We start from the raw sequence: 25,706 nt of genomic DNA, 5'->3' as shown, positions 1-25,706 counted from the left end.
TCAATCCCAAGCATTTAAAAAACTGGTTCACAAGTTGTTGTTACTGTACCTCACTTACCTGAAAAGTGCTGTATATTCTTGGGCATGAATTATAATCTCAGTAGTTTCCGGTTGCTCTGTAACATTTTCTTGTGCGATCGCTTCACTCATTCCCTGAGGCGCATCTGCGGTAAACGGAGACACCGCTTCCAATGCTTTGAGCATCAATTTCTTTGCAATACCTTGTCTCCTTGCACTGGGTAATACAGCGAGTCTCTCTATCTTTGCAGTATTTTGATTTAAGTATCTTATTCTTGTTGTCCCAACTGCTTCACCGTCTAGATAAGCAATTAATTGCAAACAAATTTCATCTTGACCATCAAAATCTAATTTTGGATCGACTTGTTGCTCTTGATGGAAAACTTTGCTTCTAATTGCTAATATTTTTGCAAAATCTCGCGCGAAATCAGCAAGCTCAATAGTTAGATGAGTCATGTTTTTTTGGTCAAAATAATTTGTCGTATCTGTGGGGATGGGGGATGGGTAATTGGTAATTGGTAATTGGCAAATAGCAACTTTTTATACTAACTATGCTGCCTGTCAAAAATCATCATCTTTTGACAATTTTGATTCATCGGTTGAATATTTAATTTCCATCTGCTCTGCAGCTTTATATTCTCTTCCTTTACCACCGCTACCATAAACTACCCGTAGATTTTCTTTGTTCTTTTTCTTTCCTTCTTGTTTTTGTGGTTTATCTCCTTCCCCTCTCCTTCGTGCCGAGGTTCGCTCTTCGCTGGTATTCTCTGCGATCACCTCATACAAAATTGCCTGCTTATTTTTTACATTACCCTTACGTAAAACTCTTCCCAGCCTTTGAATATATTCCCTAGCCGAACCCGTTCCCGATAAAATAATTGCAACGGAAGCCGATGGAACGTCAACACCTTCATTTAAAACGTGGGAAGCAATCAAACTTCTATATTCCCCTTCCCGAAATTTGGTTAAGATTGCGTGGCGCTCTTTAACTGGGGTTTGATGGGTAATTGCTGGAATTAGAAATTCCTGAGAAATACTGTATACAGTGGCGTTATCTGCGGTAAAAATTAAAATTCTCTCTGGGTAATGTTTCGCTAATAAGTTTGCTAAGACCCTAATTTTCCCATCCGTACCCAAAGCAATTTCTTTGGCTTCCCGATGTGCTAACATTGCCCTGCGCCCGCCTTGAGAACGAGCGCTCATTTGTACAAATCTTTGCCAACCTTGAATACTTCCTAAGGAAATTTTGGATTCTCTTAAGAAATCATTACGAATTTGAATTAATCGATTATATTTTTCCCGTTCTAACTGAGATAACTTAACTTTTATTTGAACAATTTCATGTTCTGCTAACGCTTTTCCAGCTAAATCCTCAGCCCGTTTGCGATAAACTTCCCTACCGATCAAAATATTTAGGTCTGCGTGTTTGCCATCTGTGCGCTCTGGAGTTGCTGATAAACCCAAACGATAGGGCGCGATCGCATACTCGGCAATTACCCGACTAAAATCTGTAGGTAAATGATGGCATTCATCAAAAATAATTAAAGCATATCGGTTGCCCAAATTTTCCGCATTAATTGCTGCACTGTCATAGGTTGACACTAGTATGGGCGTGCGATCGCGAGAACCTCCACCCAATAAACCAATTTCTGCGTCGGGAAAAGCCGCTAATAAGTGGGCGTACCATTGATGCATTAAATCTAAAGTCGGCACCACAATTAAAGTAGTACGAGGTGTAGCCTGCATCGCCATTTGGGCTAAATAGGTTTTACCCGCAGCAGTTGGAAGTACTACTACACCTTGTCTCCCTGCTAATTTCCATGCTTTTAAAGCTTCGCTTTGATGGGGATATGGTTCCATTTCCAAAGCAGCAAGCAACTCTACGGGGTAAAATTCCTTGGCTTTATCGACAAAATCAGTATTTTCAGCTTGTAATGCTTCCACTAAAGGACGATATTGAATCGCCGGAATGCGAAATTTTTCTATTCGGTCGTCCCAGGTAGCAAAGTCCATCCAAGCTTTACAGCGTGGTGGTGGGTGTAAAATTAAAGTACCGCGATCGAAAGTTAAGGTTGGCGTACGGGCCATGAGCTTTTTTTCTTTTTCCCAGATAATTGTAGAAGAGTTGGGGACACAAAAAAAACTCTGCATTTATATATAGTACTAAAGTTGTGTCCCAGTCCGATTAAAATTGATCTAAAACTCTGGGATTGCAAAAGTGTCTGACTCTTTACCATTACGGGAAAAGTATCTGGTTTTAATTGATGATATTGTCCAAAGCACCCTCAAAGGTAAAATTAGTTCAACGAATCAGGTATACCAAATGTTACTCAACGGTGTAACTGCTGGTACGGGAGAAGTTTTTGAACTGGCTTTGAGAGAGCAGTTCAGTAATGTTGAATCACAAGTTAAGAATGAAACAGATGAATTAAAACAAGCAAAAGCCACCCGTGCTTTTCGGGCAATTAAAACCATTCAAAATCAGTGGGAGCGAGTTCAAGAACAAACCAAAGCAATAGAAGTCATTGCTACAGCAGCACGAGAAATCACTACAGCTTCAGATGAAAAACGGTTACTAATATTTTTACGCTTTGTCGATCCAAATCAGAAATATTCACTGAATTTACAGCAATTACAGCAGCTATCAAAGTCTTTACGTCAGTTTGCTGAAATTAATTCTGACTTACAAGAACTTGCGGAAGGGATTAACAAAGGTATTGCATCTTGGCAGCGCTTGCAAGATCATTTAGTTAGTTGGATGTATGAGCAGGGAGAAACTCTAGGTTTTGCTGGCGTCCCCGGAGAAAGCGGACCCTGGGCAACTTGGGCAAAAAAAGTAAATAGCAACATACCCCAAAAATTATTTCGTACTTTGGCTGTGGATCAGTCAGCAAATAAATTTGCGGAACAAATATCAGAGCTAAGTTTGGGAGATTGGGTAGAAATTGCCATAATTTTACAAAACTTGCAACGCGGTTTAGTTATTTGGTTTGATAAGCAACCTTATAATGTGAAAGCAGGTTCCAAGTTATCAATTTCGACTTTTTTAACCTTCGCAGTTATTTGGAGTCAGTTAGGAGATAGCTTTGTTAGGGGTAGTGCTTACTCAGATGCTGCTTTTCAAGTGATGCTTCAAGTTTTACGTACCTTTGCCCAACGTCCTTATTTTCCTTTTTATGGGGGAATCTTTGCCTCATTTTCTGGTAATTATTTACGGGATGCACTGCAATATTTAAATGAGCCGTTACGCCGAGTTGAAGGAACCCAAGAGAAAGCCCGCATACTAACACTATTGGGTAATTCTCAGCGAGCATTGGGAGAATATGATCGTTCCATAGAATTCTACCAAGAAGCACTAGAGATTGCTCGGAACGCTGGGGATAGTCCCTGTGAAATCGCCAATTATAATCATCTGAGCCGTACCTACGTCGCCCAAAAAGATTACACCCAAGCAATTAATTACAGCCAACGTGCTTTAATACTTAGCCGCCAAACAGGTAATAAAACTGGAGAAGCAAATGCTTTAACTAACTTGGGTTACAGCGAAGTGATGCAGGCACAACAGTTGGAAGTAATTGAACCCGAAACTTATGAAACGGCAATTAATTATTTACAACAGGGTTTAAAATTATCAGAGAAGTTGGGAGACGTACAAAGTAAAGCTTTATGTGCGAGTAGTTTGGGTGTTGCTTACTTAGTAATTCAACAATCGCAAAATGCTGTGAAACATTTAGAAACAGGTTTTAAAAGCGCGCAAGTTTCTGGCGATTTGTACTTGCAAGGTTTAAACTTGGCTAATTTAGCAGAAGCCTATTACGGTCAAAAACAATTAGAAACAGCAATTTACACAGCTTGCTTGGGCATGTATTTGTTAAACCAAATTGCTTCTAATGAATGGCGTAAAGCTGCTGGTTTATTAATTGTTTTGCAAGGACAAATGGGTCAAGAAGGATTTGTTAAAGCTTTACAGGGATTTCGATCGCGAATTATTTCTCTAATTGGGGTTGATGGGTATGATTATATACCTCAACTATTGGAAGAATATCGGGATGGAACTGCTTAGGGTAATTGGTGATGGAAATTGGTATACGCCCGCACTGTTAACGCAGTGTTAGCAAGGCGTGACGCGTAAGCGTCATATGGTGACGGGCAATTGATAATGGGTAATTAGTAAAGTAATTGCTGATAGCTTGTGATATCCCCACAGGGGATGCGTGAAGTTATCGGGTATTGCATTTGCGCCCAATTTGACGAGAAAAAATGCTAAAATGTTATGTAATAATGCCACTCCATTATGCTGGGAGGGCGATATGAAAACGAACATTTTACGCCTTGTTTCTTTTTTTTCTACTTCTTTAGCGATCGCGCTCGCGTTAGTAATAATTAGTGCGATGAGCACTGCTAAAGCAAATAATAATGCTCCCGTACCAAGAACTTTACCTGATCTCCATCCATCAGTTTTAAATGGCTTAATCTCACCAACAGCATCTGAAAGATTCCTTGAAGAAGGAAGACGCAAGTTGGAAACAGAGGCAGACATTCTTGTACATCCAGAGCGTTATGAGCGTGAAGTTATTCTCAAAATCGATATGACGAAGATTAAAAAAATTGAAGAAATAGAGGAGAAAAAACCAACTTTTCATACTCCTGAAGATACTTCTCAACAAGAAGTAAATTGATTTAGTATCGTCCGATAAATGACCCATATAGCGCTACGCGCAAGTTATTAGCGGATATTCGCTAGCAAAGCGTTAACAAGTAGGGGTAGCGGAGCAAAGCAGACCGCTCCCTTTGGGCGTTTAATCAGTGAGTTTTTCGAGATTACTATTCTTACAGATAACAAATATAGAGTGTAACTTAATAGTTAGCTGAAGATAAAAAATTGGAAACTACTGATATTTGCTTTTCCCTAACGCAGCTAAACTAGATGTTGCAAATACGATTCAGAAAAAGGGCGAAGTATTTTGCTTGTTTCTTCTCCCTCGTCGTAATTGATAGCTCCAATAATCAATTTGAGATTATTGCTATATCTAGCAGTGGTTGCACAAGCAGTAACACCCAATAACATCTGTAATAGAAATAGACGACGAGACAGGGAAGACGTTAATAATATTAGCTGATGATTTTTGCTTGATGCGAAACCGATACATAATCTTGGTATATCAACTTTATAATTTACCAGGAGTAGTAAGCATGGTCATATAATCTGTACTTATAGAGAAAATAATACAAATATATATTCCACTTATTAAGACATCTGTGTGCATAACATTTCCTTGTATTCTCCTATATAAAATCAAGACAAAAAAAGACGATGAAAAAATATCGACTTAGGAGAATCCAAAATGATCGTTGTCATGAAGGACGAGACACCCCCAAGTGAGATTGAACGCATTATAAACGAACTTCAGGGCTGGGATGTCGTACCAGAAAAATTAGTAGGTAAAAACAAAATAGTTATCGGTTTAGTTGGTGAGACTGCAGCAATAAAATCCGAATATATCCAACAGATCAGCCCCTTTATCGAAGAAACAATTAGAGTCAAAAAGCCCTATAAGCGGGCTTCCTTAGAATTTCGCTACGGTGAATACTCTACAGTTACAGTTGTAACACCTAACGGAAAAGTAGATTTTGGGAAAGATTCTCCCTTGGTAGTCATCGCTGGTCCTTGCTCTGTCGAAAATGAAGAAATGATTGTAGAAACAGCGCAGGTAGTAAAAGCCGCTGGAGCAAAATTTCTTCGAGGAGGAGCTTACAAACCTCGTACCTCTCCTTATGCTTTCCAAGGACATGGGGAAAGCGCCTTAGACTTACTTGCAAAAGCGCGGGAAGTGACAGGGTTAGGGATTATTACTGAAGTAATGGATACCGCAGATGTAGATAAAATTGCTAATGTCGCAGATATTTTGCAAGTTGGTGCTCGTAATATGCAGAACTTTTCTCTACTGAAAAAAGTGGGAGCAACAGGTAAACCAGTATTACTAAAGCGCGGGCTTTCGGCAACAATTGAAGAATGGTTGATGGCTGCAGAATATATTTTGGCTGCTGGTAACCCCAATGTGATTTTATGCGAGCGGGGTATTCGTAGCTTTGACCGTCAGCATACCCGTAATGTTCTTGACTTATCCGTAGTTCCAGTGTTGCGAACGCTAACTCATTTACCAATTACAATCGATCCTTCCCACGCTACTGGTAAATCCCAATACGTACCAACGATGACAATGGGAGCGATCGCTGCAGGTACGGATTCTCTAATGATTGAAGTTCACCCCAATCCAGCCAAAGCACTTTCTGATGGTCCCCAATCTTTAAAACCACAGGAATTTCAAGAACTAATGCTTGAGGTAAAACCTTTAGCCCAGTTCTTCGGTCGTGGGACTAAATCTTTACAAAGTCAAACATTATCCCAATTTGTGACAAAAGATTATTCGAAAGTATAAAAACTATATGATCGTAACTTGAGAACAAAAAAAATGATGCCACAATTGGACTTACACGCAATAAATCAGTTTAATGACATCATTTGTGCATCCTTGATTTATGGTCAACTGGCTAGTTTATTGTATTAATTAAGTTTTTAATTTGTTACACATTGTTAATTACCAGTTAACTATTACTTACTCTCATTACCAAGTTTCTCAAGACATGATACGTATATATGCTATGTATACGCGATAAATATGCTAGGTTTCCAAGCAATAATAAATCGACATTACACTAGATAAGTTAACGAAGTTTACATCAAACTTATCTAGTCCAGTCTAACTCAAAATATTAATTAACTATCAACAGGATCGGGGAAATCATCTATGTATTTAGATACTCATTCTTATACAACTTCCGGTGGGATTTTCGTATCTCGAACTGCGACTAAAACTTCCATGGAAACTGGTATAGAAGAAGTTTTATTACGTCTTGATTCCCAAAGAGGATGTTTATTGACTAGCAGTTACGAATATCCAGGACGTTATAAGAGATGGGCAATTGGTTTTGTTAATCCTCCTCTAGAGTTATCTACCCGTGATAATCATTTTACGCTAACAGCACACAATGAACGGGGTTTTGTGTTGCTAAAGCATTTACTGGAACTATTGATAGATCGCCCAGATTTAAAGGAAGTAAAACAGGAAAATAATTGTGTAACTGGGACTATTCGCTCCACAGATAAATTATTTTCTGAGGAAGAACGTTCTCAGCAGCCATCAGTTTTCACAGTTATTCGCCAAATATTATCTACGTTCAAAAGTAGTGAGGATGAGCACTTAGGACTTTATGGTGCTTTTGGTTACGATCTAGTATTCCAATTTGAACAAATGCCGAAGGAGCTACAACGGACTCCCGACCAAAGAGATTTGGTAATGTATTTACCGGATGAATTGGTTGTTGTGGATCATTATCAACAAACAGCATTTCGTTTGCAATATGACTTTGTCACCAAGTATGGTAGCACTAGAGACTTGCCCCGTATAGGAGAAAGTATTGATTACCGAGGTAAATATTTAGTACCATCTGAAACATCCGACCATCAAGAAGGTGAATATCAAGAACAAGTTCATAAAGCACTTGAATATTTCCGTCGTGGAGATTTATTTGAGGTTGTTCCTTCACAAAAATTTTCCCAACCTTGCGAGCAGTCCCCAACTGAACTATTCCGAATTTTGAAAGAAATTAATCCCAGTCCTTACGGATTTATCTTTAACTTGGGTGGGGAATATTTAATTGGTGCTTCTCCAGAGATGTTTGTCCGGGTTGAGGGACGACGGGTTGAAACCTGTCCCATTAGTGGAACAGTTCGTCGGGGACAGGATGCGATTAGCGATGCAGCCCAAATTCTCAAACTGCTCAACTCTGGAAAAGACGAAGCCGAATTGACGATGTGTACCGATGTCGATCGCAATGATAAATCACGTATTTGCGAACCTGGTTCAGTAAAAGTTATTGGTCGTCGTCAAATCGAACTATATAGCCATCTGATCCATACAGTAGATCATGTTGAGGGCGTATTAAGACCAGAATTTGATGCTTTGGATGCATTTTTAAGTCATTTGTGGGCTGTAACTGTAACCGGTGCACCCAAACGTTGGGCGATGCAATTCCTCGAACAACACGAACGCAGTCCTCGAAGGTGGTACGGCGGTGCAGTAGGTTATTTAAACTTTACTGGTGATTTAAATACAGGATTAATTCTGCGCACGATTCGACTTCAGGATTCCATTGCAGAAGTGCGAGTAGGTGCAACAGTTCTCTATGATTCTGACCCGGAAGCCGAAGCTCAAGAAACTTTAACTAAAGGTGCAGCCCTATTTCAGGCTTTACTTCAGACTAGTTACAACAAGAGCAATTTCCAAGACAATTTACAATCTGAATTTCAACAAGAGGATTTGGCTGTTGGTAAGCGTGTGTTGTTAATAGATTATGAAGATTCATTCGTCCATACCTTAGCAAATTACATTCGCCAAACAGGGGCTACAGTAAAAACATTACGTCATGGATTTGCGGAATCAATATTTGATACAGAAAAACCAGATTTAGTTGTTTTGTCTCCTGGACCTGGAAAACCAACTGATTTCGGCGTCAAAGAAACTATTGAAGTTTGTGTCAAACGAAAAATACCAATTTTTGGGGTATGCTTGGGATTGCAATCCATTGTGGAAGCTTTTGGTGGCGAACTAGGAATCCTTGACTATCCTCAACACGGTAAAATATCCCAAATTTCCGTTGCAGAAACAGAATCAGTAACTTTCAAAAATTTACCTAAATCCTTTGAGGTGGGAAGATATCACTCCTTATATGCGTTATCCGACTGTTTACCAGGGGAACTCAAAGTTACAGCCATATCAGATGATGGTGTGATTATGGGTATTGAGCATAAAACCCTACCAATTGCAGGGGTTCAATTCCATCCAGAATCAATCATGACTTTGGCAGAAGGTATTGGACTGGGGATTGTTAAAAACTTGGTCAATACCTATGTAAATAGTAGCTATCAGTTACCGGTAAGGAGTAAGAAGTAAGAAGTAGTGAGTAATAAGTAATGAGTAATGTTAGGGTAGCGGGGCGCGTAGAAGCGCGTCAGCGTACCGGTTTGGACGCGTCTAAAGACGAATGCACGCGTCTGACGACGTTAGCGCAGCTAGAGGCTATGACTAACGTCACGTTCCGAGCTGCCGTCGCCGCATGCCGTCGCCGCAGGCTCTAGGTATTGTGGGGCGCGTTAGCATTCGCCGCTCACGGGGCGGTCTAGCGGGACACGTAAGTGTACACAGCGCACAGTAATGAGTAATAATTTTGTGTTTGAAATCCCATTTGTCTTACCCATTTGTATACTCTATTTCTATGCTTGTTACTCAAACCATCTCCATCACTTATCCAGCTAATAACTAATTATCAAAATTCACTGATGACTGATGATTGCTAACCAACAAGTTCCCAAATTTCAACATATTTTAGAGAAGATCGTTTTACACAAACGTCAAGAGGTTAACCAAAAAAAAGAGTCATTTCCTCTAACACGTGTAAAACAACAATTTGCATCTCCTCCACAAAATTTTCTGCGCGCATTGCGATCTAATCAGCATAAGCCCGCAATTATAGCCGAAGCTAAGAAAGCTTCACCTAGTAGAGGTATTATCCGTGCAGACTTCAACCCTGCAGAAATTGCTCGAGCTTACGAAAATGGTGGTGCTAGTTGTATTTCAGTCCTAACGGATGAAAAGTTTTTTCAAGGTAGTTTCAATAACTTACAAATAGTTCGAAACTCCGTCAAATTACCTTTGTTGTGCAAAGAATTTATTGTCGACCCATATCAAATTTATCTCGCACGGGTCAACGGAGCAGATGCTGTATTACTAATTGCAGCAATTTTATCCGACTTACAGTTGATAGATTTTTTGGAGATTACTTATTATCTAGGTATGACAGCTTTAGTAGAGGTACATACTTTAGCTGAGCTAGACAGAGTCTTGAAATTACCTAAAGTGCAATTAGTCGGAATAAATAATCGCAATCTAGAAACCTTTAAAGTGGATCTAGGAACCACAAAAACCTTATTAACAGAGCGTCGACAAGAATTGGAAAATTTGGGTATTACTGTGGTCAGTGAATCTGGTTTATATACCCGCGATGACTTAAATTTTGTTGCTCAAGCAGGAGCTGAAGCTGTCTTAATTGGAGAATCTTTAGTTAAACAATCCGACATTGAGAAGGCTGTAAGAAATCTCCTTCCACAAGAGTCTAAAGACTAACTAGTAACTGATTTATCCATTACCGATTACTTATTACCTATCACCTATCATCTTAAAGAAATGACTTCAATCTCTCAACGTTTTGAAAGTTTAAGAGGAAAAAACCAATGTGCTTTGATCCCTTTCATTACCGCAGGGGATCCCGACCTAGAGACAACAATAGAAGCTCTCAAAGTTCTAGATGCTAGCGGTGCAGACTTTATTGAACTAGGGGTACCCTATTCTGACCCTTTAGCTGATGGTCCTGTGATTCAAGCTGCAGCAACCCGCGCTTTAAACCGGGGAGTGCGACTGCTCGATGTTTTAGACAAAATCCAGCCATTAACTAAAATTCTGCGATCGCCAATTATTCTTTTTACCTATTACAATCCAATTTTGAATTTGGGTATAGAGGAATTTCTAGATCGAGCTGCAGCTTCTGGTATTAAAGGTCTAGTTATCCCAGATTTACCCTTAGAAGAATCTAACCATTTAATTGAAAGCGCTGATGCAGTTGGAATCGAAGTCATTTTATTAGTAACTCCCACAAGTTCTAAAGAACGCATTAAAGCGATCGCTCATCAATCCCGTGGATTTATTTATTTGGTAAGTGTCACAGGTGTTACTGGAATGCGTTCTCAAGTTCAAAGTAGAGTAAAAGATGTACTTCAGGAAATTCGCCAATCCACAAATAAACCAGTTGCAATTGGTTTTGGTATTTCTGGACCAGAGCAAGCACGTCAAATGAAAGAGTGGGGTGCTGATGGTGTCATTGTCGGAAGTGCTTTTGTTCAAAAATTAGCGGAAAGTACACCATTTAACGGACTGCGGAATATTAAAGACTTCTGTAGCGAACTTAAATCATCAATTTCTTTAATCAGTAGTGCTAAGTAATTTCTGAAACTTAAGCTCCTAATATTCTTAATCTCTTTTACTTCTAATCTCTTTTACTTTTGATGCTCAGAGCGTCTTAAGTATTTAGCAGTTTCTTTCCTTTCCAGTAATTTCACATCGATTGCTCCCACCCTGATTCGTTTAATATTAGACATCTGCAAAAATCGTTATGTTAGCAAATAAACCTAATAATCCTAAAGTTTCAAATTTACCCCTCGCTCAACAACCTGATGCTAATGGTAGATTTGGTCAATTTGGTGGTAAATACGTACCAGAAACTTTAATGTCAGCTCTGAAAGAACTCGAAGCTGCATTTGAACGATATCGCAACGATCCAGAGTTTAAAAATGAACTGCAAGGATTATTATTCGAATACGTTGGGCGTTCTACACCTCTGTATTTTGCTAAACGTCTAACAGCTCGTTATGCAAAACCTGATGGTACAGGACCACAAATATACTTAAAAAGAGAAGATTTAAATCATACCGGAGCACACAAAATTAATAATGCCCTGGGTCAGGTATTATTAGCTCAAAGAATGGGTAAGAAGCGTGTTGTAGCAGAAACTGGAGCCGGTCAACATGGCGTTGCAACCGCAACTGTATGTGCTTTATTTGGTTTGAAGTGCATCATATACATGGGTGTCCATGACATGAAAAGACAAGCTTTAAATGTTTTCCGCATGCGACTCATGGGCGCAGAAGTACAAGCTGTAGAAGCAGGAACAGGAACACTTAAAGATGCTACCAGCGAAGCTATTAGAGATTGGGTGACAAATGTCGAAACAACTCATTATATTTTAGGCTCAGTTGCTGGACCCCACCCTTACCCAATGATGGTACGGGAATTTCAAGCTGTAATTGGTAGAGAAACTCGCGCTCAAGCGATAGAAAAGTGGGGTGGACTACCTGATATTCTTCTTGCTTGTGTTGGTGGGGGTTCTAATGCGATCGGACTTTTCCACGAATTTGTTGATGAAGCATCCGTACGTTTAATTGGAGTTGAAGCTGCAGGTTTCGGTATTGACACTGACAAACATGCAGCAACACTAACAAAGGGTAGAGTTGGGGTTTTGCACGGAGCAATGAGTTATTTATTGCAGGACGAGAACGGTCAAATTATCGAGCCCCATTCTATTAGTGCAGGTTTGGATTATCCTGGGGTCGGTCCCGAACACAGCTTTCTTAAAGAAATCGGACGTGCTGAATATTACAGCGTGACAGACGAACAAGCTTTAGCTGGATTTCAAAGACTTTCGCAGTTAGAAGGAATTATTCCTGCTCTCGAAACCGCCCATGCAATCGCATATTTAGAAACTCTTTGTCCACAACTCAGCGGTAGTCCGCGGATTATTATCAACTGCTCTGGACGTGGAGATAAAGATGTGCAAACAGTTGCTAAATTTTTAAAGTGAAATAAATCAATTGAAATTTGAAATCCTCTAACTGTTATCTATTTCATTAGTCCCGACGGATTGTAGAGACGTAGGGTGGTGCGTCTCTACAGGAGTCATAGGAAAACAAGCAAGTTAGAATTAATTAAAATAAACCACTAGAATCTAAGAAGATTTGAGTTTGAGAGTAAATATTATCTACCTTTAAGTTTTGAGATCTAAGTCCTGAAATCTAAATACTAAAATTTAAATCCTGAAATTTATTACTTGTTCCCATTCTCGCTCGGCTGAGATAATAATCCTTAAGTGTTCTAAATTTAAAATCTGGACAGATTCAAGACTTTGGGAAAACCGACGACTATCGAAATATTAAAACTACTCCAATATTTCAATTCATCAATAATCCTAACAACCGAATAACTCATTAACGGAAAACTAGTAATTGATATGGTTTCAACTAAAACAGAAAACAAAACATCAAACCGAGACTTCCCTGAATGGTCTAAACTGTTACAACAAATTTTAGATGGAAAGTCCCTTTCTGTATATCAAGCATCTGATTTAATGTATGGTTGGTTGAGTGATTCCATACCTCCATCCTTATCAGGTGCAATTTTAGCCGCAATTCAGATGAGAGGTGTTTCTGCTGATGAATTGCTGGGTATGGTAAAGGTTTTATATTCTCAATCAGTCAGAGCAACTTTGCGAGATCGAGTTGTTGGAACCTCACCTTTAGTTGATACTTGTGGAACTGGTGGTGATGGTGCGTCAACATTTAATATTTCTACAGCAGTTGCTTTTGTTACAGCTGCAGCAGGAATTAAAGTCGCTAAACATGGTAACCGTTCCGCATCCGGTAAAACTGGTTCGGCAGATGTATTGGAAGGATTGGGTTTAAATCTCAAAGCAGGCAGTAAAAAAGTTCAAGAGGCTGTTGATGCAGTTGGAATTACTTTTTTATTTGCACCGGATTGGCATCCCACACTTAAAGTTGTTGCACCATTACGGAAAAAACTTAAGGTCCGGACAGTTTTTAACTTGCTGGGTCCATTAATTAATCCATTAAGACCCACAGGACAGGTAATTGGTGTTAATCATCCCAGTTTAGTGGAAACTTTTGCTATGGTTCTTCACCAAATGGGAATTAACCGTGCAATCACACTTCATGGACGGGAAAAATTAGATGAAGCTGGTCTTGGTGATAAAACTGACTTAGCTTTAGTTTCCGATGGTAAAATCCATTTATTAGAATTAGAACCCCAAGATTTTGGATTGCGTTCAGCCCCTGTGACTGCACTTCGGGGCGGAGATGTTCGAGAAAATGTAGAAATTCTTAAAGGAGCTCTTTCGGGTAAAGGAACCCAAGCACAACAAGATGTGATAGCTTTAAATGCTGCGTTTGCTTTGTATGTTGGTGAAATAATTCCAGATACAGGAGATCATTTACAGAATTTTACTCAAGCCGTTAATCTGGCTCAAGATATCCTTCGTAGTGGAGCAGCTTGGAATAAATTAGAAGAGCTTGCCGATTTTCTTCGTTAGGGATAAAGAATGGGAAGTGGGAACGGGTATTTTATTATTCCAATTCCCAATTCCTTGGCTAAGAAGTAGAAAGTAAGAAGTAATGAATAAGGAGTCAGAACAGACCGCGCTGACAGGGTTAACGTAAGTGGGGCGTAAAGCACAGCAAAATACCTAATCCCCAACCTCACACTACTTCCCACACTCCCCACACTTCCCACACTTCTCCCAGTCCCCAATTTCCAAAAAATCACAAAGTTATCAGATAATAGAAAATATATTTTTATATACCTTTAAAGTCAGTAGATTCAAAACTAGAGTGAAAAAGTTAATTCGCGGTCTCGATCATTTTCAGCAACACTATGTTACTGAGCACCTAGAACTTCTGGAACAACTTTCCCATGGGCAGAAACCCAGAGTTTTATTTATCACATGTTCTGACTCTAGGGTTGCACCGAATCTTATTACTAGTACGGATATCGGAGACTTATTTGTCATTCGCAATGCAGGAAACATTATCCCGCCTTACGGTGCAGCAAATGGGGGAGAAGGTGGAACCATTGAATATGCTATAACCGCCCTAGGAATTGAGCAAGTTGTAGTATGCGGTCACTCCCACTGTGGAGCAATGAAGGGACTACTCAAACTCAATAAACTTCAGGCTGATATGCCTTTAGTATACGACTGGTTAAAACATGCCGAAGCAACTCGACGTTTAGTCAAAGAGAATTATAAAGATTATTCCGAAGAAGAATTAGTTGAAACTTTAGTTGCAGAAAATGTTTTAATTCAAATCGAAAACCTCAAAACCTATCCAGTTATTAGAGCTAAGCTTCATCAAGGTAGATTACAAATTTATGCTTGGATCTATCAAATTGAAACAGGAGAGGTTTTAGCATATGATGCTGATACTCACACCTACGTTCATCCCCAAAGTCAATTGCCTAATGGTAAGACTCAAGGTAAAGTAAGTTCTCTAGCTCCATACTTATCAGATCGAGATTCCAAAGTAGATAACGAATCTATAGGTAATCTCAGAATTGCATTTGCAGATTTGTTAGTAGCCGATCCTAAGTCCGGGAAAGAAGCAGAAGCTGCGATACAGTCACTTTTGGGTTTATTTAAACAAGCGCAGAATTCTGGTATGAACCGCAATGAGTTGAAAAATTATCATGCTTTGTTTGCTGAACCAATTCAGGTTTGGACCAGTAAGATTTACGCCCATGTTTAAAAATTAAAAATAAAAACTAAAAATTCGTAATTTGAGTATGGATAACGTGACGCTCCCACACTGAATTAAAAATTACAGTGTGGGCTTCTGGTATCTTTCTAATCAAGAAATCAAATTATTGAAACATTGATTTTTCCTAGATATTTGCATCAAAAGCATTACGCATTCACCAATGCCTATTTTTTAGTACACCTAAAAGGAGTAATTAATACTCCCACTTCCAGTTGCGAATTTCTGGCATATCTTCGCCGTGTTTCGCAATATAGTGTTTGTGTTCGATCAATTTATCTTTGAGCATTTGCTTAGCATAAGCTGCAGTCGATCCTAGTTTTGGTACGCGGTCAATTACATCTATTACGAGATGGAAGCGATCTAAATCGTTCATTACCACCATATCAAAGGGTGTTGTTGTGGTTCCCTCTTCTTTATAACCACGCACGTGGAGATTTTTATGGTTTGTCCGGCGATAGGTTAGGCGGTGGATTAACCAAGGATAACCGTGGAAAGCAAAAATTATTGGTTTGTCAGTTGTGAATAGTAAATCAAAATTTATATCACTTAAACCGTGGGGATGTTCGCTTTCTGGTTGTAGGGTCATTAAGTCTACGACGTTGATTACCCGTACTTTTAAGTCAGGGAAATTCTGCCGCATAATATCCACAGCCGCCAAAGTTTCTAAAGTGGGAATATCTCCCGCACAAGCCATGATAACATCAGGTTCCCCATCTCGGTCATTACTTGCCCATTCCCAAATACTAATGCCTTTGGTACAGTGCTTAATGGCTGCATCCATGTCTAAGTATTGCAGCGCGGGTTGCTTACCAGCTACAACTACATTCACATAATTACGACTACGCAAACAATGGTCTGTGACCGAAAGCAGAGTATTAGCATCGGGTGGTAAATAAACCCGAACAATTTCCGCCTTTTTATTGATTACATGGTCGAGAAAACCTGGATCTTGATGGCTAAAACCATTGTGGTCTTGTCGCCAAACATGAGAAGTCAGCAGATAGTTTAAAGAAGCTATAGGTCTGCGCCAAGGAATGTGACGAGTAGTCTTTAACCACTTAGCGTGTTGGTTAAACATAGAGTCGATCAGGTGGATAAATGCCTCGTAACAAGAGAAAAAGCCATGACGTCCAGTCAGCAAATAGCCTTCTAACCAACCTTGACAAGTATGTTCGCTGAGGATCTCCATGACCCGACCATCTGAGGAAAGGTGGTCGTCAAAATCATATTTTTCGGCTAACCAAGTTCTATCGGTAACCTCAAATACATTACTCCACCGGTTAGATGCAGTTTCATCAGGACCAAAAATTCTAAAGTTATTATTTTCTAGGTTCTTTTTCATGACATCCCGCAAAAAGGTGCCCATGACGCGGGTAGCTTCAGCAATTGCTTGACCTGGTTTGCTTACCTCAACAGCGTATTTACGGAAATCAGGCATTTTCAGATCTCGCAGCAGCATACCACCATTAGTATGAGGATTGTCTCCCATACGGCGAGTACCTTTGGGTGCAAGTTCTGCGAATTCTGCAATGAATCGACCGTTTTCATCGAACAGTTCTTCTGGCTTGTAATTCGCCATCCAGTCTTCTAACTGCTGCAGATATTGGGGATTGTTCCGGACATTAGCAAGGGGTACCTGGTGCGATCGCCAATAATCTTCAGTTTTTTGATCATCAACTTCTTTGGGTCCAGTCCAACCCTTAGGCGATCGCAAAATAATCATCGGCCATTGGGGACGACCTATGTAACTATTAGTGCGAGCATATTCTTGAATCTCCTTAATTTCCCGCATGATGGTATTCAAGGTTCCCGCCATCAGTTGGTGCATTGTTTCGGGGTCAGAACCCTCTACAAAATAAGGTTTATAGCCATATCCAACAAACAGTTCTTGCAATTCCTCATGACTGAGGCGTGCTAATATTGTTGGGTTGGCTATTTTATACCCATTGAGATGCAAAATTGGTAAAACAGCACCGTCATGAATAGGGTTAAGGAATTTATTTGAATGCCAACTTGCTGCTAAAGGTCCAGTTTCAGCCTCGCCATCTCCAACAACACAAGCAGCGATTAAGTCAGGATTATCAAAAACCGCACCATAAGCATGGGAGACAGCATAGCCTAACTCACCGCCTTCGTGGATACTTCCTGGAGTCTCTGGCGCAACGTGGCTAGGGATTCCACCAGGGAAGGAAAACTGTTTGAACAGCCTCTTCATACCCACGGTATCTTGGGAAACATTAGGATAATATTCGCTGTAAGTTCCTTCCAAATAAGTGTTAGCTACCAATCCGGGACCACCATGACCGGGACCTGCAATATAAATTATGTTAGAGTCATATCTATTAATTACTCGGTTGAGGTGAGCATAAATAAAGTTTAATCCAGGTGTGGTTCCCCAGTGTCCTAATAGTCTGGGTTTTATATGCTCCAGCTTTAGAGGTTCCCGTAGTAAAGGATTATCTAACAGATATATTTGCCCTACAGACAAATAGTTCGCAGCCCGCCAATAGGCATCTATTTTGCGTAACTCTTCTGCCGATAAGGGCTTAGTTTGAATTGAAGCAGCTACTGTCATAAAAAAGTTTCCTCACATTTGAACGATAATCAATAGGATTAAATCAATATAAATTAGTGCCAATATTGTGCTATGTTTTGTGATTTTAATTAGCAACAATAGATGAACATCTAATTATTATCAATTAGCGATTAGCATCCAAAGTATATTGATCCATTCCTATATATTTTTCCTCGCAATATGTTAATCAATCAGCTTTAAATAAGCTTTCATCAAATACACTTGTCAGCATATCGCATCAGTACTGTATGTGCCATAACCATATGAATTTCAAAAATATTCTTTTGAGATAAATAGCAAAATCAAATGAGAAAATGTTTCTATTTAGATAAATTACTTAACACAATAATTCGAATCATTTGTATCAAATTCATTTAATTCTTTTTCATCAAAGTTCTCCGGAGCTAGCTGCTCGTGGTCTCCTCAGCTGATTCTACAATCAACATCAAGCAGATATACGTAATTTCTTGCTATCAGAGCATAGATATTTTTGGTATTATGTAAGGATGATTCAATAAAGACTTATAAGAAATAAATTATCCAAAAAAATTTAATTTTTGTGATGGTTTTTGTAAACTCCACGGCTTATTCCTGCTGCGTTTGTTTTAACGACTTCCCTAGCGAGCTCCTGAGCCTTCAGAGATAAGCGTGATGTTGGGTAGAAAGATTTGTATCGTCATAGAACCTCACTCAGGAAAGAGTTTGATTTTGTTTAAGCTTTAAAATAAGAGTGCTTGTCGAGCGAACAGACTCGACGAGGATTACTTAAATACCCTCTACTTACTCCACTAAGATTTAGCGAATACTGACTGAAAAATAAATTTTGAATAAGAAATTTTATACTCTCAATATTTTAATCCTAGACGTTGCAACAAAGCCGTTATTGAGAAGATGTCTAATAAAAACTACAAAATTATAATTAGCAAAATTTTAACCTTTTCATAAACTAACCAAAATTTTAGAAGCTTTAATTAAATAGAAAAAAATATCATTAAAGACAAATTTGGAGGTTGTAATTGTAACTTATTTACTAATTGCAACTTCTTATTAAGGCTTGAGGTAATTTTATTTTTACTTTTGATTTCATCCGATAATAATATTTGCCTCCACAATGTATAATAATCACTACATACAAGGCTCAGCCTGACAAGAAGAGGATATTTATTTCGGTTATATTTGGATTTACTGCGGGAAATTCGTAATTATTAATTTCTTAAAATCACTTAAGTTTAATAAACAAAAGGTCTTGTATTACTTTAAACAAAGTAATTTAATTATCTATTTCTAAAAACATTTTTTTTGCGTGACCCCCATTGACATCCCGGTTATTTTGGGGAATGAATAAACTAAAATTTCCGGTCATAGTTTCCGGAATAAGTAATTGATATTGGACCAATAGTTTTCGGACTTCCTGTCTGAAACTACCATTAATCCAATATTAAACATGCGCACTATAACGCAAAGATTAAATAGAGATTAAGCAGAGATTAAACTTATTATGTCTAAACTTTCACGTCGACAGTTTGCTGCATTAGTTGTCGCATCTGCTGCAGGTACTGCTGTCGCTCCCATTGGTTTGCTAAATGGTCGCCGGGTTTTGGCTGACGAAGGCGAAGAAGGTGATGATGATGAAAGAGAAGGAAAAAAGAAGTGTTCTACTGCCAGTTTTAGCGTATTTGGTTTTGGTCCCCTAAGTCCTGTAATTCCCTTAAATACAAATCAATTGGGTGACGTTGCAGGTGCTGGTGATCTACGTAATGTTCCCCTGTTGCTACTACCGGCAGGATTTCAATATAAAGCTATTTCCATTAGGGGAGAAGTAATGAGCGATGGTGCGCTTGTTCCCGGCGACCATGATGGTATGGCTTGTTTTCCCGGTCCGAGAGGTTCTCGTACTAATATTTTGGTGCGCAACCACGAATTAAGTCCTACAGAGGAGGAAGCAGGTAATCTAAAAGGAGCCTTAGCTCCAAACGGTAGACAGTACGATACCTTCCAAGGAGAGGCTGCTGGTCTTGGAAGTGGAGGTACTACGACTGTTGTAGTGAATTATAAGGGTGACGTAGTAAAGCATTTTATTTCTCTGGGAGGTACGATCCGTAACTGTGCTGGCGGTCCAAGCCCTTGGGGTTCTTGGATTAGTTGTGAGGAAAATGTCTCAACACCCACCAACGACGAACTGGTTACCAAAAAACATGGTTATAACTTTGAGGTTCCTGCTTTCGCTACTGAAGCTGTTGAGCCAGTTCCCCTAGTTGCAATGGGTCGGATGAACCATGAAGCAGTATCTGTAGATCGTTCTGGGATTGTCTATGAGACGGAAGATCGGGGTGATAGTTGTTATTACAAGTTTGTCCCGAATGTAGTACAGCGTGGTGGACGAATTCGTCGTCCCGGTCAGTTACAAGAAGGTGGTTCGCTCTTTGCAATTGCGATCGAGCCAAATCAAAAATCTAAGTGTACTGGTGAACCCTTACCTACCGTTATGGCTCCTATTGATAATCCAACAACCAAAGTTGTTGATACTCGTGGTTTAGATCGCGGAGCTTCAGGTAGTATGCTTCCATTCTTAGGTCAGCCCCTCAAGGTTCGCTGGGTGAAACTTGATGATGTCGATCCAGATGAAGACACTCTGCGATACGAAGCCCAGTCTAAGGGAGCAACAATTTTCTGGCGCGGTGAAGGTGCTTGGGAATACAAGGGTTTACATTATTGGGTGAACAGCGGTGCAGGTGATGCTGGTGAAGGTCAAGTTTGGTGTTATAACCCCAAAAAACAAACCGTTACCATGATTGTTGAATCGACCGAGGAAAACCTACTAGATGGTCCTGACAACATGACTTTTGCCCCCGATGGTACGATCTATCTTTGCGAAGATGGTAGTAGTGGGGAACCTGGAACTCCAAACTTCAGTCAGCGCGTTGTGGGTGTAGATGCTTCAGGTGGCTTGTTTACCTTTGCTCAAAACAATCTCGATACGAGCGAATTTGCTGGAGCATGTTTTTCGCGTAATGGAAAATTTATGTATGTTAATTCTCAGGGAGTTGGTATTACTTACGCCATTTGGCGCACCGATGGTCGTTCGATTTCCTTAGGTGATGGAGATGACGATGGTAGAGGTGATGATGATTAAGGCAATAAGGATTATTTGATCGCAGCGGAAAAATATTGCCATAATAATCTGACATAACTTAGCCCAAAAATCCACCTTGGTGTACATTTCCTAGCTAATAGTAAATATCTGATAAATCTGCATCTTTGACCATTTGCAACAACTAAGAGGCAGAGTGGAGTCTTCGAACTATATCCCCCACGGTCGAGTGGCACGTTCGTTAAGACTCAAACCTTTAACTGATTGGGTTTGGGGAGTGTGGGAGGTGTGGAAATTGTGCCATTCAGTTTCGTGCAAAAATCCTCATTAATTAAACTCCTCTGCCCCTCTTCCCTCTTCCTTCTTCCTTCGCTGTGACAAGATTGCATCTTAGGTATTTATTTTGCGACTTACAAATACTGTTTATCAAATACCATCTATCTTTATTTTTTCTAGAAAGTATAGATATGAGTGCGACAAAGTAAATCCGCAACCAAAGAATCCACTATTTTAAATTTGAGGATAATACGGGGATAAAATTCTTTAGGGTTGTTAACAACAATTAAATTAAGTTCACCAAAGTAATTATATTTAGTTCAAACCAATATCGATTTGCATACCAAAGATATTCTATCTTCAACTAATAAAATTTATGAAATCAGGAGTAAACCAAGCAATAAATAATACTGTGATATTTTTTTGAGTGTCATAGCAGTTTAAAAAATAACGATTTCAGACATATTACGACCTCAAATAAAGTATTTATTTTAACCTTAAGCTTACAGTGAGTCGAAAAGAGAAAATTCAAAGTACTGTATTTGGGTAACTCTAAGATAGGTATACTACCTTGGAACGCGAAAATTTATTGGTAGTAATGTTAAATTGAAAAAGATCTGAATACAGAAAGTAAAAATTTCTAAAGCTGTTCTTAAATATAAAGAATTGACAATTTCTAGTTACATAATTAATTATTCAACTGGAAACAATTTAGATCGTAAAACCAAGTTACAAAAAATACAATTAGCGGCAAGTATGAGGTGGCAAGAATCTATCCCATTTTTACTAACGGTAGCCGTATTTTTAATTGCGGTTAGTCTAAAAAATCCAATATTGCTGTTTTGTTTGCTGATGGGAAGTTTACTCGTCATCGTTATCAGACAAGTTGGAAATCAGGTGCATTTACCAAAGAAATGGTTATTAATATGTCAAATTTTAGCAGTTGCAGTTATTTTAAGCGCATTTTGGCTGGATTATTTTGCTGCACCAGCACATGCACAATTCTTTGGTAAGGCTGAAGATTTTTTTAAAAATACCCTAACTCAAGGTACCGACGCAGGAAACACCCAACCTGCAGTCAGTTTGGTGTTTAATGTTCTAAGAGCACTTTATTTGCTTTATATTGCAGTTGCCTTAATTGGTGTGGTCAATGCGGTTCGTAAGGATGAAGATTGGCAAAGTATTGCTAGAACACCTTTACTAGTAGTAGTAGCAGTTACTATCGCTGACGTCCTCACGGGCTTTATCATTGGTGATACCAGTGGTAGCTGAGGAATCACTTATCAGTTAACAGTTGACAGTGACCCATTACCCATTACCCATTACCCATTACCCATTACCATTAACAAATGTCTGAAGAAAGAGATAAGGATTTTCGACCTGTAAACCGGATATTGGGAACTCAACCATCATTAGGACCCTTACCCGCAGATCAAGTATTTCCTTGGACAATCATTGCTTTAGCCTCTTATTTTGTTGTCAATGGAGTTTTTGGAGGAGTTTTTCAGGATGACTTTCAAAAATGGCTGTGGACTTCACTAATTGCTGGTTGGGGTATGGGAACGTGGTGGATTTTAACTGGTGGAAGGAGTTGGCGGTTTCTTAGCAAGTTTATTGGCGTCCCTACTTGGACAAGAGGTTTAGCCCGTTATCGAAGTTTTCTGGAAGTAAAACATGAAGGAAAAAATCGGAAAACAAAGCGTCGGTCTCGCAGGAAGCGACGTTAGATTAACTCCTTTTGAGGATTCTCTCCATCTTGCTACCATGCTGCAGGTCAGTTTGGATGGTAGGGAGGTGGGGGCTTATGTTCTTACCAAGGGTAATCAAAAAGATAGATTTTGCTTTGTTTTCGGGTTTGATTGTCAGGGTATTCATACAACCCTCAGACCAGAGCAAGTTGATACGATTTGTAATAATATCGAAGCTGGCTTAAAAGATATTCCTGCAGGGGAAAGGCTGACGTTTCACCTAAGTTCCTTTAGCTCGGAAACTCAGCGTCAAGAGGAATTGTCATCTCTAGTTAAGGATGCGGCTTCAGTTGACATCAAATATCTTTTGATGGCGGAGCGTGCCAGGGTGAGAGAATTGACCCGGGATGGTATTCGCAAACCCAAGTTTTTACGAATTTATGTGACCTATACAGTTGAACCCAACGCTGCTGAAACTGATGATTGGATTGAGAGGTTACTTGCAAAAGGTGAAGATTGGTGGCTGAGGTTTAAGGGGGACGCCACAGTATTAGCAAACCAGCATTTGGAAACGGTTATCCTTAATGCTTATAAAGAAGGTTTTCGCCGTTGGGAGCAGATCCTATCCAATAAAATGGGTTTGGATGTCAAAGCGATGAACGCAGGTGAGCTATGGGAAGAAATTTGGTACCGGTTTAACCATACATCAGCAATTGAGATTCCCCAATTACTAATCTTAAATGAGGAAGGATTGCATGAAGAGGTTTATTCCGATCTAGCTAGTAGCAAGTTACTGATAGATAATCCCCACAGTACAACTTTGTTAATGGAATCTCACATCCCCTGCGCTGATCGCCGTTGGGTACATGTAAAAAATCGTTATATCGGTGTATTAACTTTTCTAGAGAAACCCGGAGGTTGGCAAAATAAACAATCCCAATTGCGTTATTTATGGGAGTTGCTCGCTAGGGAAGCAGTGGTCGATACAGAGGTTTTTTGTCAATTGAGTGCAGCAAACCCAGGATTAGTCAAAAATACATTGCAGCGCGTCCTCAAACAATCAAATATGACTGCTACGATGGCGCAGTCGAAAAGTAAAACCATAGATGTTAACGCCCAGTTAAAACTAAAAAAATCCTTAGCAGCACAAGAACAAATATACGAAGGTGCCGTACCTATTTATACTGGAGTTACAGTTTTAGTACATAGGGATAGTACAGAAAAGCTAGACGAAGCAACAAAATATATTGAGAACAGCTTTCAGCGTCCAGCACAGGTGATTAGGGAAACAGAATATGCCTGGAAAATATGGTTGCAAACTTTACCTATAGTTTGGGAAGTCTTGTTAGCAAAACCCTTTAATCGCCGTCAACTATATTTAACAAATGAAGTACCGGGACTAATACCTCTCGTCCATACCCGCAAGGGCGATCGCCAAGGGTTTGAGTTGATTGCTGAAGAAGGAGGAACGCCGGTACATTTGGACTTATTTAAGCGACATAAAAATTTAGCATTATTTGCTACTACCCGTGCAGGTAAATCAGTATTAGTGTCGGGAATTTTAACCCAAGCCTTAGCCCATAATATTCCGGTCGTCGCCTTAGATTTTCCTAAGCCTGATGGTACGTCTACTTTTACCGACTATACAGAATTTATGTCCGGTTGGGGAGCTTATTTCGATATCTCCAAACAATCAAATAACCTATTTGAACAACCAGATTTACGTTTCTTGAGTCCTGAGGAACAACGCGATCGCTTTCAAGATTATGTTGGCTTTTTAGAATCAGCTTTGATGACCATGGTTTTGGGTTCATCTAACCAAGACCAACTGCTATCACAAACAGTACGTTCCGTTCTCAACTTAGCTTTAGCAGCTTTCTTTCAAGATGCGGGAATCAATCAAAGATATCAAGATGCGATCGAGGGGGGTTTCGGGAGTCATGCTTGGGACAAAACGCCCACATTACACGACTTTTTAACATTTTGTTCTTCCGAACATTTACAGATGGAAACCCTAGGTGGCAGAGTAGAAGATGCTCTGAGTCAAATTCACCTCAGATTAAGATTTTGGTTATCAAGTCGTGTAGGTAAAGCAATTTCCTATCCTTCAAGCTTTCCAACTGATGCTCAGCTTTTGGTCTTTGCTCTGAGAAACTTATCGGATAGTGAAGATGCAGCAGTTCTATCCCTAAGCGCTTATTCTGCCGCATTACGCCGCGCCCTTAGCAGTCCAGCTTCCATATTTTTTATTGATGAGGCACCAATTTTATTTGAATTTGACCAAATTTCTGATTTAGTAGGAAGAATTTGTGCAAACGGAGCCAAAGCAGGTGTGAGAGTAATTTTATCAGCCCAGGACCCGGATACGATCGCGAAATCAAAAGCAGCATCGAAAATTTTGCAAAACTTAACTACCAGGTTAATAGGAAGGATTCAACCAGTCGCAGTAGACAGTTTTGTCGATATTTTAAAATATCCCCGTCAAATTATCGGACGTAATGCATCAGAAAGTTTCTTTCCCCGCAAAGAAGGTATTTACAGTCAATGGTTGCTTGATGACAACGGAATTTACACTTTTTGTCGCTATTATCCAGGTTACGAGCAACTTGCAGTGGTAGCGAATAACCCCGACGAACAAAGCGCTCGTCAAAAAAGTATGCAAAAGTATGAAGATAAATATGAAGCGATTTCCAGCTTTGCACGTCAATTAGTCGCATCTTTGCGGGGGGGTTAGGGATTGGGGATAGCACTGCGTGCCGCCTTGCGGCATATGGGGACTGGCGA

16 protein-coding genes are annotated in these 25,706 nt (G+C 39.6%); 13 read left to right on the top strand and 3 right to left on the bottom strand.

The annotated features are described in order from the left end of the window. Positions 1-54 precede the first annotated feature (54 nt). Together BC008_RS41555 and BC008_RS41550 are read right to left on the bottom strand one after the other, a co-directional pair. Entirely contained in the window at positions 55-474 is a 420-nt protein-coding gene (locus BC008_RS41555) for a GNAT family N-acetyltransferase (RefSeq protein ID WP_058184674.1), read from the bottom strand. A gap of 105 nt (positions 475-579) precedes the next feature. Further along, positions 580-2,106 carry a DEAD/DEAH box helicase family protein gene (locus BC008_RS41550; RefSeq protein ID WP_027846710.1) on the bottom strand — a complete coding sequence of 509 codons (1,527 nt, stop codon included), beginning with the start codon at positions 2,104-2,106 and terminating at the stop codon, positions 580-582. Between the two features lie 130 nt (positions 2,107-2,236). On the opposite strand from BC008_RS41550, the gene BC008_RS41545 reads away from it, so the two are divergent. The 9 genes from BC008_RS41545 to BC008_RS41505 all read left to right on the top strand — a co-directional run bounded on the left by BC008_RS41545 (position 2,237) and on the right by BC008_RS41505 (position 15,280). Further along, positions 2,237-4,081: a tetratricopeptide repeat protein gene (locus BC008_RS41545; RefSeq protein ID WP_027846709.1), complete on the top strand. Its 1,845-nt coding sequence runs from the start codon at positions 2,237-2,239 to the stop codon at positions 4,079-4,081. A gap of 247 nt (positions 4,082-4,328) precedes the next feature. After that, entirely contained in the window at positions 4,329-4,697 is a 369-nt protein-coding gene (locus tag BC008_RS41540) for a hypothetical protein (protein ID WP_027843620.1), read from the top strand. A gap of 666 nt (positions 4,698-5,363) precedes the next feature. After that, entirely contained in the window at positions 5,364-6,458 is a 1,095-nt protein-coding gene (aroF, locus tag BC008_RS41535; RefSeq protein ID WP_027843621.1) for a 3-deoxy-7-phosphoheptulonate synthase, read from the top strand. A gap of 369 nt (positions 6,459-6,827) precedes the next feature. Beyond that, complete coding sequence (locus BC008_RS41530) at positions 6,828-9,032, top strand: anthranilate synthase (protein ID WP_027843622.1); 2,205 nt, start codon at positions 6,828-6,830, stop codon at positions 9,030-9,032. Positions 9,033-9,425: 393 nt separating this feature from the next. Then, positions 9,426-10,262, top strand: coding sequence for an indole-3-glycerol phosphate synthase TrpC (gene trpC, locus BC008_RS41525; RefSeq protein WP_027843623.1), 837 nt, complete (start codon positions 9,426-9,428; stop codon positions 10,260-10,262). A gap of 60 nt (positions 10,263-10,322) precedes the next feature. Continuing rightward, positions 10,323-11,135, top strand: coding sequence for a tryptophan synthase subunit alpha (gene trpA / locus BC008_RS41520; RefSeq protein WP_027843624.1), 813 nt, complete (start codon positions 10,323-10,325; stop codon positions 11,133-11,135). A gap of 169 nt (positions 11,136-11,304) precedes the next feature. After that, positions 11,305-12,549, top strand: a complete 1,245-nt coding sequence (gene trpB, locus BC008_RS41515; protein WP_027843625.1) for a tryptophan synthase subunit beta — start codon at positions 11,305-11,307, stop codon at positions 12,547-12,549. Between the two features lie 426 nt (positions 12,550-12,975). After that, positions 12,976-14,070 (top strand): anthranilate phosphoribosyltransferase, encoded by a 1,095-nt coding sequence (gene trpD / locus BC008_RS41510; RefSeq protein ID WP_027843626.1) that lies wholly within the window; start codon positions 12,976-12,978, stop codon positions 14,068-14,070. Positions 14,071-14,368: 298 nt separating this feature from the next. Continuing rightward, entirely contained in the window at positions 14,369-15,280 is a 912-nt protein-coding gene (locus BC008_RS41505; RefSeq protein ID WP_027843627.1) for a carbonic anhydrase, read from the top strand. Between the two features lie 205 nt (positions 15,281-15,485). Here the strand turns inward: BC008_RS41505 and BC008_RS41500 are convergent, their stop codons facing one another. Then, a complete protein-coding gene (locus tag BC008_RS41500; RefSeq protein WP_027843628.1) occupies positions 15,486-17,867 on the bottom strand; it encodes a phosphoketolase family protein in 2,382 nt (793 codons plus the stop codon). A gap of 1,498 nt (positions 17,868-19,365) precedes the next feature. Here BC008_RS41500 and BC008_RS41495 point away from each other — a divergent pair. The 4 genes from BC008_RS41495 to BC008_RS41480 all read left to right on the top strand — a co-directional run bounded on the left by BC008_RS41495 (position 19,366) and on the right by BC008_RS41480 (position 25,656). Beyond that, positions 19,366-21,000, top strand: a complete 1,635-nt coding sequence (locus BC008_RS41495; protein ID WP_058184670.1) for an alkaline phosphatase PhoX — start codon at positions 19,366-19,368, stop codon at positions 20,998-21,000. Between the two features lie 990 nt (positions 21,001-21,990). Beyond that, entirely contained in the window at positions 21,991-22,506 is a 516-nt protein-coding gene (locus BC008_RS41490) for a hypothetical protein (RefSeq protein WP_036265657.1), read from the top strand. Positions 22,507-22,583: 77 nt separating this feature from the next. Continuing rightward, a complete protein-coding gene (locus BC008_RS41485; protein ID WP_058184668.1) occupies positions 22,584-22,961 on the top strand; it encodes a hypothetical protein in 378 nt (125 codons plus the stop codon). Continuing rightward, entirely contained in the window at positions 22,909-25,656 is a 2,748-nt protein-coding gene (locus BC008_RS41480; RefSeq protein ID WP_027843630.1) for a hypothetical protein, read from the top strand. The genes BC008_RS41485 and BC008_RS41480 overlap by 53 nt, the downstream gene beginning before the upstream one ends. Positions 25,657-25,706 lie beyond the last annotated feature (50 nt).

Source organism: Mastigocoleus testarum BC008 (assembly GCF_001456025.1).
Classification (GTDB): Bacteria; Cyanobacteriota; Cyanobacteriia; order Cyanobacteriales; family Nostocaceae; genus Mastigocoleus; species Mastigocoleus testarum.
The sequence above is the reverse complement of the archived record's forward strand: the minus strand, read 5'-3'. Positions and strand labels throughout refer to the sequence as shown.